Origin of the sequence: Streptomyces sp. NPDC048612 (assembly GCF_043199295.1) — a bacterium.
In the GTDB taxonomy this organism is placed as follows: Bacteria; Actinomycetota; Actinomycetes; order Streptomycetales; family Streptomycetaceae; genus Streptomyces.
In genome coordinates this window covers 324,210-337,926 of sequence record NZ_JBICVV010000005.1, presented here as the reverse complement: position 1 = coordinate 337,926, position 13,717 = coordinate 324,210, and the positions used below count along the sequence as shown (strand labels likewise).

Genomic DNA, 13,717 nt, shown 5'->3' with positions numbered 1-13,717 from the left:
GACAACGCAGCATGGGGGTCCCCCCGCGCCCTTCAGGCGTGGGGGAGTGCGTGCCAGGCGCCGCGGGGCAGGCGGGAGTTTGACGACAGGCCCTAGTGGGGGAGGAGCTCATCGAGGGAGGCGTCGGCCCGTTCGCCGCCGCGTACGGCCTCGACTACGGCCTGGTGGAAGGTGCGGCTGGCCTCTTCGGAATCGCACGGGACGGGACTGCCGGCCATGGTGTACCAGTCCGACGACCCGGTGTGCTGCACAGCTACATGAGCCAGGTTCTCCGACCAGGTGGTGTGTATGGTCAGGTCGCCGTTGATCACGCCGATCTCCGTGGTGCGAACGGCGCCGGGTAGGGCGTGGATTCCCACTGTGGTCCAAGATGCCCAGGTCATGATGTTCCCCTCGGCGGCAAGGGCCTCGGCCGGCAGCCGGGCGCGGTCCCTCAAGTCTGGCACTGGAGGTGCGGGGGCGCACCGCATGCGGCGGCACGGATTCCGCTCGGATCGCCGGGACCCGTCCGGGCGCCGGAACCCGCCCTCACTGAACCTTCACATATCACTCGGTGAAGGACGTGAAGCGAGGACTGTCGGCGTCCGGACGGTCGCGGTCCGTGGTGCGGCAGGCCCGCCGGGGTCTGCCGGGTGCAGCAGGCTCGACCGAGAGGAGGCTCAGTCGATGACCGTATGGAAGAAGGTGACGGCCGCACCGAAGGAGGCGCCGCCGACGAGGGTGGCGGAAGCCGGGGTGCCGCCGTTGAGGAGGGTGAGCACGCCGGCGCCGATTGCGGCGAGGGCGCCGAGGAGGAAGATGACGGCGGCGCGCTGACTCAGCAGGGTTGATCTGTTGTCGGACACATCAACTCCCATCTGCGCGGGAGCGGGGGAGTCGCTCGGTGCGGATGCTGATGGTCTGACTGATCATCTCACCTCCCGCCCCGGATTCTCGGCAGCACACGACGAAATTCCCCAAGGGGGGAGGAAAAGGCGCAAAGTGGCGGCGGGCGTGGAGTGCTGACGGGGATTCACGGCCGCCGGTGAGCGGCGTACGGGGAGTGGTGGGCCGTTGTGTCCCTCTCCGGGGTCAGCGGCTGTAACTGCTTGCCCTGAGGGGAATCCGCCTTCCGCCCTCGGCCTGCCGGGTGAGCGCGAGGACCGCCATGTCGTCGTCGCGCGGGCCGCCGGTCCAGTGTTCGACGTCCCGCACCAGGCGGTCGATCACGTCCTGCGGTCCCCGGAACGGGCCGTGGCCCGCCAGCTGGGTCTCGGGATCGTAGAACCGTCCGGAGCGGTCCCGGGCCTCCGTCACCCCGTCGGTGACCAGCAGCAGGGTGCTGCCCGCCGGGAAGGGCCGGTCGGCCGGGCGGGTCCGCTCCAGTCCCAGGGTGCCCATCCCCAGGGGGAGCCCCGGTTCGGCGTCCTCCAGGGCATGTACCTGGTCGCCGTGGCAGAGGTAAGGCGCCGGGTGGCCGCAGTTCAGCATCCGCAGACCGGCGGCTCCAGGGAGGACTTCGCAGATCAGGGCCGTGATGAAGCCCTCCAGTCGGTCCTCCTCGGAGGTGTTCCCGCTCTCCCGCAGCAGGGCGCGCTCCATCCGGTCGGCCAGCGTCGGCAGGTCCGGCTCCTCCTCGGCGGCCTCGCGGAACGCGCCCAGCAGCACCGACACCGCGCTCACCGCGCCCAGGCCCTTGCCGCGCACATCGGCGATCAGCAGCCGGACGCCGAACGGGGTCCGCTGGACGGCATAGGCGTCGCCGCCGATCCGGGCCTCGCTCTGGGCGGCCTGGTAGCGGGCGGCGATGGCCAGCGGGCCGACGCGCTCCGGCGGTGCGGGCAGCACGGCGCGCTGGGCGGCCTCCGCCACCGTGCGCACCACGTCCAGATGGCGTCCGTGGCGGGCGATCACCCGGTTGACGCCGACGCCCATGAGCGCGGCGAACAGGGTGTTGATCAGCTCCAGATACCCCACGATGTCGCCGGCGGTGCCGTCCTTCACGGTCAGCGCGAAGACCCCGCCGACGATGGCGATGCCGATCGCCACGGTGTGCCGCAGGGAGAACAGCGCACCGGCCGTCACGCTGGCCGCGGTCAGCATCGGGTCGCCCCAGTAGTCGGCCGGTGAGAACGCGTCCCAGACGAGGCCTCCGGCGACCAGGACGCTCGGGGCGAACTCGACGTATCGGGGCCAGCGGGGGGAGGGGGAGGGCATAGGCAGTCCTGACCAGCGGTCCATCGGTCCATGTCGGCCAGGGCCTGTCCGGCGGATCATGGACGGGCAGGCCCTGGCAGGAATATGCCTGTTTTGCGCTGTTTTATACCGCGCGGGTCGGGGTGGTGTCGATGCGCACCCGGTCAGTGGGCCGCGGGCGGGTGCCCGCGTGCCGTCCCGGTGGTGGTGCAGGGGGGCCGCCCGGCACCCCGCACACGGCCGCTCCGGCGCCCGGCAGGCATCCGTCCGGCTCAGCGAATGCGGCCCATGGGCGCCCGTGTCGCCGGGCGGTCCCCGCCGGCCGCCGGATAGCGTCGGGCTCCGTACAGCGCCGCTCCGCCGCCCGCCCCGGGCGCGGTGCGGGCCCCGCTCAGGAGCCCGCGGCGGCCGACGAGGAGGTGGGCCGTGGCCACGTGGCCGGCCGTACTGTTCGCACTGCTCGCGGCGGCCAGCAACGCGCTGGCCACCGTCCTCCAGCGGCGCGCCGCCCGTACGGTCCCGCTCTCCGCCGGACTGCGCCTCGGCCTGCTCGTCGATCTGCTGCACCGTGCCGTCTGGATCGGCGGGATGCTCGCGGTCGTCGCCGCGGCCTGCTTCCAGGCGCTGGCGCTGTCGCAGGGCGCACTGTCGGTGGTCCAGCCCCTCTTCGTCCTCGAACTGCCCCTCGCCCTGCTCATCGGGCGGGTCCTCCTGGGCGGGCAGATCTCCCGCACCGGCTGGACCGGTGTGGCCCTGCTCGTCGTCGGCCTCGGCTCCGCCCTCGCCGCCGCCGCGCCCACCATCGGCACCACCCACGCCCCCTTCGACCGCTGGGTGCCCGCCCTGGTGGTCTGTGCCGGGGTGATGGCCACGGCGGTCCTCGCCGCGCTCCGCCGCGGGGCGGGCGGAGTACGGGCCGCCTGCTTCGCCGGGGCGACCGCGGTCGGGTACGCCCTCACCGCGGCCATGCTGAAGGACGCCACCCACGCCTGGCAGACCGGCGGCCCGGCCGCGTTCTTCAGCAGCTGGCAGACCTACGGTTTCGCGCTCACCGGCGTACTGGCCATCTTCCTCCTGGAGAACGCCATGCAGTCGGGCCCGCTGACCGCCTCACAGCCGGTGCTCACCCTCGGCGACGCGCTGGTCAGCCTGTCGCTCGGCATCACCCTGTACGACGAGCGGGTACGGACCGGCTGGTGGCTGATCCCCGAGGCGATCGGCGTCGGACTGGTCCTGTGGGGCGCCGTGCTGCTCTCCGGCGTCGCCCTGGCCCAGGACCTGACCGGGGCTCAGGACAAGGCGCCGGCCACCGCCCACGACACCGGTACGGCGCCCGGGGCGGCGGACACCTGAGCCCCGCGGGACACCGGGCTCCCCGGGCCCGGCCGCGCCCGGGGAGCCGCCGGCTCACAGCATGACGTGCTTGACCTGGGTGTAGTCCAGCAGTCCGGCGAGGGACAGATCGCTGCCGTAGCCGGAGTGCTTGACCCCGCCGTGCGGCATCTCCGACACCGTGGTGCCATGGGTGTTCACCCAGACGATCCCGGTGTGCAGGGCGCGGGTGGCCCGCATCGCACGCGCGTGGTCGGCGGTCCACACGCTCGCCGCCAGACCGAACCGGACCCCGTTCGCCATGCGGAGGGCCTCCGCCTCGTCGGCGAACGGCTGCACCGTGACGACCGGGCCGAAGATCTCCTCCTGCACGATCTCGTCGTCCTGGCGCACCCCGGCGACGACGGTGGGGGAGTGGAACCAGCCGGGCTGCTCCGGCGCCGTCCCTCCCGTCACCACCTCGGCGTGGTCCGGCAGACGGCTCAACAGGCCCTGTACAGAGGCCCGTTGGGCCGCGCTGTTGAGCGGGCCGTAGTCGGCGGCCGGATCGTCGGGCGGCCCGGTCCGCAGCGCCCGCGCCGCCGCGGCGAACGCCGCCACGAACGCGTCATGGCGGCGGTGGTGCACCAGGAACCGGGTGGGCGCGGTGCAGTCCTGGCCGGCGTTGTAGTACGCCACGGCCGCGAGTTCGGCCGCGGTGGCCGCCACGTCCACGTCCTCATGGACCAGGACCGGCGCGTTGCCGCCCAGCTCCAGATGCACCCGTTTCAGGTCCGCCGCCGCGGTGGCGGCGATCTCCTGCCCGGCCCGGACACCGCCGGTGACGGCGACGAGCCGGGGCGCCGGATGCGCCGTCAGGGACCGCCCGGTGTCGCGGTCCCCGCAGAGCACGTTGAGCACCCCGGGCGGCAGGTGCTCGGCGGCGATCCGGGCGAGCAGCGCGGTGGCGGACGGGGTGGTGTCGGCGGGTTTCAGTACGGTGGTGTTGCCCGCGGCGAGCGCCGGGGCCACCTTCCACGCGGCCATCATCAGCGGGTAGTTCCAGGGGGTGATCTGGGCGCAGACCCCGACCGGTTCGCGGCGCTGCAGCGAGGTGCGGCCCTCGGTGTACTCGGCGGCGGCCGCGCCCGGCAGCCGGCGCGCCGCCCCCGCGAAGTAGCGGAAGGTGTCGATGACCGCGGGCAGTTCCTCGCCGCGGAACTGCCCCGGCGGCTTGCCGGTGTCCCCGACCTCGGCGGCCACCAGCGCGTCCGCGTGCTCCTCGACCGCGTCGGCGATCCGCAGCAGCGCCCGCTGCCGCTCGGCGGGGGTGGTCAGCGCCCAGCGGGCGAAGGCGGTCTCCGCGGCGGCGCAGGCCGCGTCGGTGTCGGACGGGCCGGAGCGCGGCGCGCTGCCGTGCACCGCGCCGGTGGCGGGATCGACCAGGTCCGTCGTCGCGCCGGAGGCCGCCGGGCGGTCCGTTCCCGCGAGGTGGTTGCGGACCGGCGTGCGGGTGGGGCCGTCAGCCATGGCGGAGCACCTCCCGGGCCGCCGCGCGGCCGGTGCGCACCGCGCCCTCCATGTAGCCGGCGACCCACTGGTCGGAGCCGCAGACGTAGAAGGGCGGTTCGTGGGTGCCGTGCAGCGGGCCCACCGCCGTGACATCACCGGGGTTCCACTGCGTGACATACCCCTGGGTCCAGGGATCGGTGCCCCACCAGCGCAGATACGAGGTGAACGGCTGGAAGGCCTCGGCCCCGTAGAGACGTGCCACGTCCGAGAGCAGTTCGTGGTCCCGGACCGGGGCGGGCATGCCCAGCAGGACTCCGTAGCGTTCGGGCGGGATCAGCGCGGAGAGGACGCCCTCGCTCTGCGGCCAGGTGCTGCCGAGCACGCCTTCGCATTCGGAGAGACCGCTGAGGTCCAGGCTGCGCCAGAAGGGCTTGTCGTAGGCCGCGGCGAACTTGGCCGCGACGGCCTGCCGCTGACGGTGCAGCGAGGCGACCCGGGCCTCGGAGACGCCGGTGAGCGCGACCGAGCGGAGCGGTCCGACCGGCAGCGCGCTGACCACGGCGTCCGCCGTCAGGCTCTCCCCGCAGGACAGCCGCACCCGGCAGCCGCCCGGCCGCACCGCCACCTCCTCGACGGGCGCTTCGAGCCGGATGCGCCGGCCGAGTGCGGAGGCCATCCGCAGCGCCACCGTCGCCGAGCCCTCGGCGACCCGCAGGCCCTCCCAGTCCTCGTAGGTGTAGGGGTCGGCGCCGGGGACCGCGGCGTGTTTGCGCAGCGCGGCGAGCAGCGAGGTGCGCTCGCAGGAGCCGCCGGCCAGGGCGAGTTGGCCGATCTCCCAGAGCCGTACGACGGCCGGGCTCGCCCCTTCGCCGCGCAGCCAGGCACCGACCGACAGCCGGTCGAGGGCCGCCGCGTGCGGATGGGCCCACGGGTCCTGCGGGTCCACGGTCCGTGCCAGCTGGACGAAGGCGTCGGTGACCTGGTGGTGGCAGGCCTCGTCGCCGGGGCCGAACCAGTGCGGCGGGTCACCGGCCGAGACCCCTTCCGCGGTGGCTCGCGCCATCCGTCCGGGCTCGGCGACATAGCTGGCGACGAGGGTCAGGCCGAGTTCCGCGGCCAGCGCGAGGTAGGCGGTGTGGGCCCGGCCGACGACCTCGCCGCCGAGCTGGACCAGCCGGCCGTCGGGCAGCACGGCCTGCTCGACGCGTCCGCCGACCCGGTCGCGGGCCTCCAGGACGAGCACGTCGGCACCGGCCGCGCTCAGGTCCCGCGCCGCGGCGAGCCCGGCGAGCCCGGCACCGAGCACGATGACATCGTGGTTCATGGGGAAGCTTCCTTTGCGGTCGGCGGGCGGAGGGGAGGGCCCGGGACGGCCGGGGCGGGCGGGAGTTTGACGACAGGACCTAGGCCAGGACCAGGCAGTGCTCCGGCCGCCAGCCGATCTCCACGCTCTCGCCGCCGCTCCAGCGGTCCTCCATGCGCGAGCGGTCGGTGTTCTGCTCCAGTACGGACACCGTGACGCCGGGGGCGAGTTCGATCAGATAGGTGGTGGTGGGGCCGGAGTAGACCGTCTCCCGCACCACGCCCTGCACCAGCGCCATCCCCGGCTCGAAGTCGGAGAGCCAGATCTTCTCGGGCCGGATCGACAGGCTGACGCTGCTGCCGTCGGCGACGCCGCCGCGCTCCCCGACCGGCAGCGCGGGGCCGCAGTCGAGGACCACCCGCCCGTCGCGGTAGGTGCCGGGGACCAGGTTGGAGGTCCCCATGAAGGAGGCCACGAAGCGGCTCGCGGGGTGTTCGTAGACGTCCTCCGGCGTCCCGCACTGCTCGACCCGGCCCTCGTTCATCACCGCCACCCGGTCCGACATGGTCAGCGCCTCGTCCTGGTCGTGGGTGACGAAGACGAAGGTGATGCCGACCTCGCGCTGGATCTGCTTGAGTTCGACCTGCATCCGCCGCCGGAGCTTGAGATCGAGCGCTGCCAGCGGCTCGTCGAGCAGCAGCACCTGCGGCCGGTTGACCAGGGCACGGGCCAGGGCCACCCGCTGGCGCTGGCCGCCGGAGAGCGTGCCGGGCTTGCGGCCGCCGAGCCCGCCGAGCTGCACCCGTTCCAGCATCACGCCGACCCGCTCGCGGATCTCGGCCCGGCCGACGCCCCTGCGCTTGAGGCCGAAGGCCACGTTGTCGGCCACCGAGAGATGGTCGAAGAGGGCGTAACTCTGGAAGACCGTGTTGACGTTGCGCTTGTCGGGCGGGAGCGCCGTCACGTCCTCACCGCTGAGGAGGACGGTGCCCGCGGTGGGGTCGGTGAAGCCGCCGATCATCCGCAGCGAAGTGGTCTTGCCGCAGCCGGAGGGGCCCAGCAGGGAGAAGAACTCGCCGGGCGCGATGTCCAGGGAGAGGTCCCGTACCGCGTAGGAACCGCCGTAGTTCTTGCTGACGTTGTCGAGCCGGACGGCGGGCGGGGCGTCGGCCGGGGCCGCGCCGGCACAGGGGGCGTCGGAGGAGGTCATGGGTGTCACTTCCCGGAGAGCAGATCGAGGCCACCGCGGCGGCCGAACAGGCGCGGAATGGCCAGCGCGAGACCGATGAGGCCGACGGAACCGGCGAGCATCAGCGTGCCGACCGCGTTGATGGTGGGCTGTACGCCGAACCGGATTGCCGAGTAGATACGGACGGACAGCGGCTGCGGGTCCACACCGGTGGTGAAGTAGGCCAGCACGAAGTCGTCGAAGACCAGGGCGAAGACGAGCACGGCGGAGGCCAGGATGCTGGGCAGCAGCGCGGGCAGGGTGACCAGCCGCAGGGCCTGCCAGCGGGTGGCGCCCAGGTCCATCGCCGCCTCCTCGACCTCCGGGTTGAGGGCGGCGATCCGCGCGCGCAGGATCACCGTCACATAGGAGATGGAGAAGGTGATCTCCGCGAGCATCACGGTGCCGGAGGAGAGGGTGATGCCCATGCCCTTGAAGAGCAGCATCGCCGCGACTCCGGTGACGATCTCCGGGGTGATCAGCGGGACCAGCATGATCAGTCCGGCCAGTGAGCCGAGCCGGGTACGGCAGCGCACCAGCCCCAGGGCCAGCGCCACGCCCAGGACCACCGAGCCCACCATGGCCACCAGGGAGACCCGCAGGCTCATCCCGAGCGACTCGATGAGCACGTCGTCGTGGAAGAACGCGGAGTACCAGCGGAGGCTGAAGCCCTTCAGGACGGTGAGCGACTTCTGCCCGTTGAAGGAGAAGAGGACCACCACCGCGATCGGGAGGTAGAGGACGAGGAAGAAGAGGGCGGTGACCGCGAGGGCCAGCCGGGGCCTGCGGTCGGTGCCGCGGCGGTGCGGGGGACGAGGCGTCATCGGGCGGCCTCCGCCTCGTCCTTGCGGGTGCGCCGCAGATAGCCGAGCATGCCGAGGAAGAGCACCGCCATCATCAGCATGGTGAGGGCGGAGCCGAGCGGCCAGTTCTGGCCCTGGAAGAACTTGTCCTGGATCAGGTTGCCGATCATGATCTGGTCCGGCCCGCCCATCAGCTGGGCGCTCACGAAGTCGCCCATGGCGGGCAGGAAGACCAGGACGGCGCCGGCGGCGGCACCCTGCCGGGTCGCCGGGAGGGTGACGAAGAAGAAGGTCCGCAACGGCCCTCCGTACAGGTCGCGTCCCGCCTCGATCAGCGAGAGGTCCATCCGCTCCAGTGCCGCGAACAGCGGGATGATCATGAAGACGATGAAGCCGTAGACGAGCCCGGCGATCACCCCGACCCCGCTCTGCAGGATCTTGGTGTGCGCATCGGCGAGCCCGACCGCGCGCAGCGCCTTCAGCACCGGCCCGCCGTCGGACAGCACCACCGACCAGCCGTACATCCGCACCAGGTAGTTGGCGAAGAACGGCACCACGATCGCGGCGATCAGCAGGTTCTTGAACCGCCCGCCGTGCAGGGCGATGGCGTAGGCGACCGGATAGGCCACGATCAGGCAGACGACGCAGGCGATCAGCGCGAAGGCCAGCGAGCGCAGCAGCACGATGCGGTAGGCCGGGTCGGCCATCGCCGCGATGTTGTCGAGGTTGAACCCGAACCGCGGGTTGCCGAGCGGGTCGGTGGTGCCCAGGGCCAGGGTGGCCACGAGGACCAGGGAGGCGATCAGGAACCCGGTCATCCACAGGGTGCCGGGGAGCATCAGCCAGGTCCACAGCCGGGTGCCGGACGCGGAGCGCCCGCGCCGGTCCCGGAGTGCTCCGGAGGGGGTGCGTTGTGCCATGTCAGCCGGCTTTCACGTGGGTCCAGGCGGCATCGCGGGCCTGCTCGCCCTTCGAGGACGCGTTGCGGAAGAAGAGGTCGGCCCTGAGGTCGTCGGGGCCGACCAGGCACTGCGGGAACGGCTTCACGATCGAGGCGTAGACGTCCTCGCTGCCGCCGACCGGCATCGGGTAGCCGATGTACCGGATGTTCTTCCGTACGTTCTCGGGTCTGAGCATGTAGTCGATGAAGAGCATCGCCGTGCCGGGATGACGGGCGTTGGCGGGGATCGCGTAGCAGTCCGAGTTGATCGGCGCGCCCTCCCTGGCGACCTCGAAGCCGAGCACGGACGGGTCCTTGGCCTGGCCGAGCATGGCGGCCATGTCGCCGCTCCAGGCCTGGGTCATCGCCGCGTTGCCGTTGAGCAGGTTGTTGTAGCTGTCGCTGGAGAAGCCGCGCAGCCGGGGACGGAGGCGCTGCAGCGTGGCGGTGATACGGGCGAGGTCGTGCGGGTCGGAGGTGCCGATGTCCAGGCCGAGTTTGAGCGCGGCCATGCCGAGCACCTCGTCGCGGTCGTCCAGGACGAAGACCTGTCCCCTGGCCCGGCGGTTCCACAGGTCGTCCCAGGAGCCGTCCAGGTCCTCGCCGATCCGGTCCTTCCGCCAGCCGATCCCCGTCTTGTACATGGTGAACGGCACGGTGTGCGCGGACCGGCGGTCGTACCAGGGGTCGGCGAAGTAGCGGTACCTGCCGAACACGGCGTCGGCGTGCGGCAGCCGGGAGTGGTCGATACGGCGCAGCCGCCGGCCGTCGGCCAGCCGCTGCGCCCATTTCGCGCTGGGGAAGATGATGTCGTAGCGGTTCCCGGCGTTGAGCTTGGCGGCCATGCCCTCCATCGAGTCGAAGTTGGACTGGATGACCTTGACGCCGTACTTCTTCTCGAAGCCGTCGAAGACCGCCGGGGCGACGAAGTCCGCCCAGTTGAAATACACCAGGTCGCCGTCCGCCTTGACGTCGATCGGCCGGTCCGGGTCGCCGAAGGCGTCGCGGTCCTCCGGCAGAAAGCCGCAGCCGGCCAGGCCGGCGCCGAGCGCCGCGGCGACGCCCGAGCGCAGGAGCGCGCGCCGGGACACCGGTGGGGGTTCCTCGGGGGACATGAGGTCCTCTCCGTAGGGGATGAGCGCTGCTTCAGGGAGCGGTCACGGAGGCACGGAAGCCCTGTCCTCCGTGCGGGACCTGTCAGCCGTGGCGCGGGGCGTCGCGCGCCGAGGGGGACGGCTCGTGGCGCTGTCTCACCGGTGGGGGTCAGCCCATCGCGTCACCGAGGTCGGTGCGTACCCGGTCGGCGAACCAGCCGACCGCGGCTTCCCGGCGGGACAGGGGGCCCGGCTCGAAGCCCGGGGTGCAGAGGCCCTTTTGCACCCGCGACACCAGGTCGGCGTCTTCGTCATTGGTGATCCAGCCGATGTGGATGTTGAGCCGGCGGGCCAGCCGGGTCCGTGCGCTCGTGCCGCGGCGTGTGTAGAACGCGCCGGGGACGGCCACCCGGTCGACCGCCGTCGGTATGGCGGTCCAGGCAAGCACATGGTCCGGGTAGAAGTCGATGAGTGTGTTGGGGTAGATCACCGCGTAGCGCCAGATCCGCCGGTCGGCCTCGGTGAGACCGGGCATGGGGGAGGCGAGGCGCTGGTAGAGCCGCTCGGCCCAGTTCGAGGACGGTTTGTCGCGCAGCGGTGAGGCGAAGAGAACGTAGGACGCGTCGATCTCGCCGGTGTAGCCCTGGTAGTCGAGCAGCCGCATCAGCCCGGGGTGGGCGACCGGGACGTGGTAGCCCTCCAGGTAGTTGTCGACGGCGACCTTCCAGTTGGCGTGCTGTACTTCCGCACCGGCCAGATCGTGGATACGACTGCGGCCCACCGGCACCAGATCGGTCCCCGCGTAGTGGCCGACGGCCTCCGCCAGCCCGGCGCACTGCTCCGCCAGCGGCACCGCGTCCGGGTCGAGGTTGGCGAAGACGAACCCGAGGAACGACTCGACCCGGACCGGGAGGAGACCGAGCGCGGGCTTGTCCAGGCAGGGGATCTGCCGGGCCTCGGGCGCACCGACCAGCCGTCCGTCGAGCTTGTACGTCCAGCCGTGGTATGGGCAGCGGATGGCCTTGCCGGACGCCTCGGGGGCGGCGATCAGCCGGGTGCCGCGGTGCCGGCACACATTGAGGTGTCCGGCCAGGGTGCCGTCCTCGGTACGGACGACCAGCACCTCGCGGTCGGCGACGGTGGCGGCGAGCCGTGCGCCGGGGCCGGGCAGATCGGACTCGTGGCACACGAGCTGCCAGGACCTGGCGAAGATGTGCCGCGTCTCGGCGGTGGCCGTGGCCGGGTCGGTGTAGTAGCGGGCGGACAGCGCCTTCCCGGGGGCGTCCGCCGTTGGCGGTGCCGTGGTGGCTTCGGCGTGCATCGGGTCACTCCTCCATGCCGCACGGGTGCCGGGCGGAGCGGCCGGGCGCGGGGGGACGCCCCTGGCCGGCGGGCCGGCTCCCGTGCTGACTAATTGGTCAGTCAGATTGCTGGCGGGTTTCAACGAAGTCAAGACTTGTGTCCTGACTAATTGATTAGTTAGCTTAGTGGTATCGCCGCTCCGGCGATACGTCGTACGGCCCCGCAAGCGAGCGCCGTACGCCCCGACACCGTCGGCCGAACCCCCTCACCACGGCATCTCACCCCGGCACCGAGCCACGGCAACGCCCCCACCCGGCTGCCTGACCTGACCAGCGCCGGCACCCACCCCTCTCCCCGGAGGCACGCATGAGCGGTCGTCGGAACCTGATCTGGCTCGGGCTCACTCCCGAACCCGAACGGGAACTGCCCGCCACCGTCGCGGCCCTGCGGACCGCCGCGCGACGGACGGCCGACGCCCCCGCCGAGGCGGCCGAGGCCGAACGGCGGCGCGTGGAGCGGCTGATCCTGCACGGCACCCAGCGCGGCTGGCTCCGCTATCTCGCCGAGGTGACCGGGCTGGTCACCGAGGTCGCCCACCGTGCCCGCCCCGGCGACCGCCGGGCCGCCCTGCGCGCGGCCGAGGTCGTGCTCGACCACCACCGCATGCTGATCGGCCTCCCCGGACCGGGATACGAGCGGACGGCTGCGGACCGCGGCGCCCTGGAACACGCGGTGCGCACCCTGCGCACCGCCCCACCGGACGGAGACCGAGGATGACCGGGACCGACTCCCTGATGCCGCCGGGTACGCCCTCCGTGCTCGGCGCGGCACCGGACGTGACCGAGGACGCCCGGGAGTATCTGGCTGCCGGCGGCTACCGCGGCGCGCTCGGCGCAGCGGAGCTCCTCGACCGGCTCGACGGCCTGCGCGGACGCGGCGGGGCCGGATACCCGGCCGCCGCGAAACTCCGCGCCGTCCGCGACGCCGGGCCCCGCCCCGTCGTCGTGGCCAACGGCGAGGAAGGGGAGCCCGGTTCGGTCAAGGACCGCTGGCTGCTGCGGGCCCGGCCGCATCTGGTCCTGGACGGGCTGGCGCGCGCCGCCGAGATCACCGGCGCGGAACGCGGCTACGTCTATCTCTCCGACACCACGGCGGGCGAACGCGTCCGCCGCGCCCTCGCGGAGCGGACACCGCGGCTGCCCTGTGAGGTCGTCGACACCCCGCACACCTATGTCGCGGGGGAGGAGACCGCCGTCGTCCGCCGGATCAACGGCGGCCCCGCACTCCCCACCGCCAAACCGCCCCGCCCCTACCAGCAGGGCGTCGGCGGCGCCCCGACCCTCGTCGCCAACGTCGAGACCCTGGCCCGTATCGCGCTCGTCGCCGCACACCCGGAACGACGGCACCGCACCGTCCGCAGCACCCTGGTGACGCTCTCCGGCAGGGGCGCCGAACCCCTGCTCGTGGAGGTGCCCTACGGCTGCACCCTGCGGACCCTGGCGCGCGCCCAGGGCACCCCCGAACCGGCCGGGGCGCTCATGGGCGGCCTCTTCGGCGGGCTGATCGGCCCCGGCCGGCTCGACCTCGTACTGGACCCCGACACCCTCGCGGCCGCGGGCACGGCGCTGGGCTGCGGGGCGATCCGCTTCCTCGCCCCCGACGAGTGCCCGGTGTCCCTCGCCTCCGCCGCCCTCGCCCATCTCACCGCCGAGAGCGCACGGCAGTGCGGCATCTGCGTCGCGGGCACCGGCGCGGTCCGTGACGCCGTCGGCGCGCTGACCGACGGCACCGCCGACACCGGGCTCCTCACCCGGCTGGAGCGCTGGTCCGCCTCCCTGCCCGGCCGCGGCGCCTGCGGTCTGCTCGACGCCGCCGCCGGCACGGCCGGCAGCCTGCTGCGCGCCTTCCCCGACCTGGTCCGTGCCCACCTCGGCACCCCCTGCCCGGACTGCGCAGCGCCCGCCGACGCCGGACGGCTCACCGTGCCCGTCCCGCATGTCGCCCGCCGTACGGTGCCCCGCCCGCGCTCCGCCCCCGCCTCCCGCTGAA

The 13,717-nt window shown here is 72.9% G+C and carries 13 protein-coding genes; 3 read left to right on the top strand and 10 right to left on the bottom strand.

The window, feature by feature from the left end; translation table 11 throughout:
* Positions 1 to 92: 92 nt before the first annotated feature.
* From ACGFN2_RS11655 to ACGFN2_RS11645, 3 genes are all read right to left on the bottom strand, one after another.
* The gene (locus ACGFN2_RS11655) at positions 93 to 383 is read right to left on the bottom strand and encodes a hypothetical protein (RefSeq protein WP_362612260.1); all 291 of its coding nucleotides are present in this window, start codon (positions 381 to 383) and stop codon (positions 93 to 95) included.
* Positions 384 to 659: 276 nt separating this feature from the next.
* Complete coding sequence (locus ACGFN2_RS11650) at positions 660 to 845, bottom strand: hypothetical protein (RefSeq protein WP_393359432.1); 186 nt, start codon at positions 843 to 845, stop codon at positions 660 to 662.
* A gap of 226 nt (positions 846 to 1,071) precedes the next feature.
* Positions 1,072 to 2,196: a PP2C family protein-serine/threonine phosphatase gene (locus ACGFN2_RS11645; RefSeq protein WP_362612254.1), complete on the bottom strand. Its 1,125-nt coding sequence runs from the start codon at positions 2,194 to 2,196 to the stop codon at positions 1,072 to 1,074.
* A gap of 405 nt (positions 2,197 to 2,601) precedes the next feature.
* Here ACGFN2_RS11645 and ACGFN2_RS11640 point away from each other — a divergent pair, with 405 nt between their 5' ends.
* On the top strand, positions 2,602 to 3,528 hold the full coding sequence (locus ACGFN2_RS11640; RefSeq protein WP_393359430.1) for a DMT family transporter: 927 nt from the start codon (positions 2,602 to 2,604) through the stop codon (positions 3,526 to 3,528).
* 54 nt (positions 3,529 to 3,582) lie between these two features.
* Here the strand turns inward: ACGFN2_RS11640 and ACGFN2_RS11635 are convergent, their stop codons facing one another.
* The 7 genes from ACGFN2_RS11635 to ACGFN2_RS11605 all read right to left on the bottom strand — a co-directional run bounded on the left by ACGFN2_RS11635 (position 3,583) and on the right by ACGFN2_RS11605 (position 11,687).
* Positions 3,583 to 5,016: an aminobutyraldehyde dehydrogenase gene (locus tag ACGFN2_RS11635; protein ID WP_393359428.1), complete on the bottom strand. Its 1,434-nt coding sequence runs from the start codon at positions 5,014 to 5,016 to the stop codon at positions 3,583 to 3,585.
* Positions 5,009 to 6,322 carry a flavin monoamine oxidase family protein gene (locus tag ACGFN2_RS11630; protein WP_393359426.1) on the bottom strand — a complete coding sequence of 438 codons (1,314 nt, stop codon included), beginning with the start codon at positions 6,320 to 6,322 and terminating at the stop codon, positions 5,009 to 5,011. The genes ACGFN2_RS11635 and ACGFN2_RS11630 overlap by 8 nt, the downstream gene beginning before the upstream one ends.
* A gap of 79 nt (positions 6,323 to 6,401) precedes the next feature.
* Positions 6,402 to 7,511, bottom strand: a complete 1,110-nt coding sequence (locus ACGFN2_RS11625) for an ABC transporter ATP-binding protein (RefSeq protein ID WP_393359424.1) — start codon at positions 7,509 to 7,511, stop codon at positions 6,402 to 6,404.
* Positions 7,512 to 7,516: 5 nt separating this feature from the next.
* Positions 7,517 to 8,353, bottom strand: coding sequence for an ABC transporter permease (locus tag ACGFN2_RS11620; protein ID WP_393359422.1), 837 nt, complete (start codon positions 8,351 to 8,353; stop codon positions 7,517 to 7,519).
* A complete protein-coding gene (locus ACGFN2_RS11615) occupies positions 8,350 to 9,252 on the bottom strand; it encodes an ABC transporter permease (protein WP_393359420.1) in 903 nt (300 codons plus the stop codon). The genes ACGFN2_RS11620 and ACGFN2_RS11615 overlap by 4 nt, the downstream gene beginning before the upstream one ends.
* A gap of 1 nt (position 9,253) precedes the next feature.
* The gene (locus tag ACGFN2_RS11610) at positions 9,254 to 10,387 is read right to left on the bottom strand and encodes a spermidine/putrescine ABC transporter substrate-binding protein (RefSeq protein WP_362612242.1); all 1,134 of its coding nucleotides are present in this window, start codon (positions 10,385 to 10,387) and stop codon (positions 9,254 to 9,256) included.
* 148 nt (positions 10,388 to 10,535) lie between these two features.
* Positions 10,536 to 11,687, bottom strand: coding sequence for an aromatic ring-hydroxylating dioxygenase subunit alpha (locus tag ACGFN2_RS11605; RefSeq protein ID WP_393359418.1), 1,152 nt, complete (start codon positions 11,685 to 11,687; stop codon positions 10,536 to 10,538).
* Between the two features lie 347 nt (positions 11,688 to 12,034).
* On the opposite strand from ACGFN2_RS11605, the gene ACGFN2_RS11600 reads away from it, so the two are divergent.
* Both ACGFN2_RS11600 and ACGFN2_RS11595 read left to right on the top strand, forming a co-directional pair.
* Positions 12,035 to 12,445 carry a hypothetical protein gene (locus ACGFN2_RS11600; RefSeq protein ID WP_362612238.1) on the top strand — a complete coding sequence of 137 codons (411 nt, stop codon included), beginning with the start codon at positions 12,035 to 12,037 and terminating at the stop codon, positions 12,443 to 12,445.
* On the top strand, positions 12,442 to 13,716 hold the full coding sequence (locus ACGFN2_RS11595) for an NADH-ubiquinone oxidoreductase-F iron-sulfur binding region domain-containing protein (RefSeq protein ID WP_393359415.1): 1,275 nt from the start codon (positions 12,442 to 12,444) through the stop codon (positions 13,714 to 13,716). The genes ACGFN2_RS11600 and ACGFN2_RS11595 overlap by 4 nt, the downstream gene beginning before the upstream one ends.
* The last annotated feature ends 1 nt before the right edge of the window (position 13,717 follow it).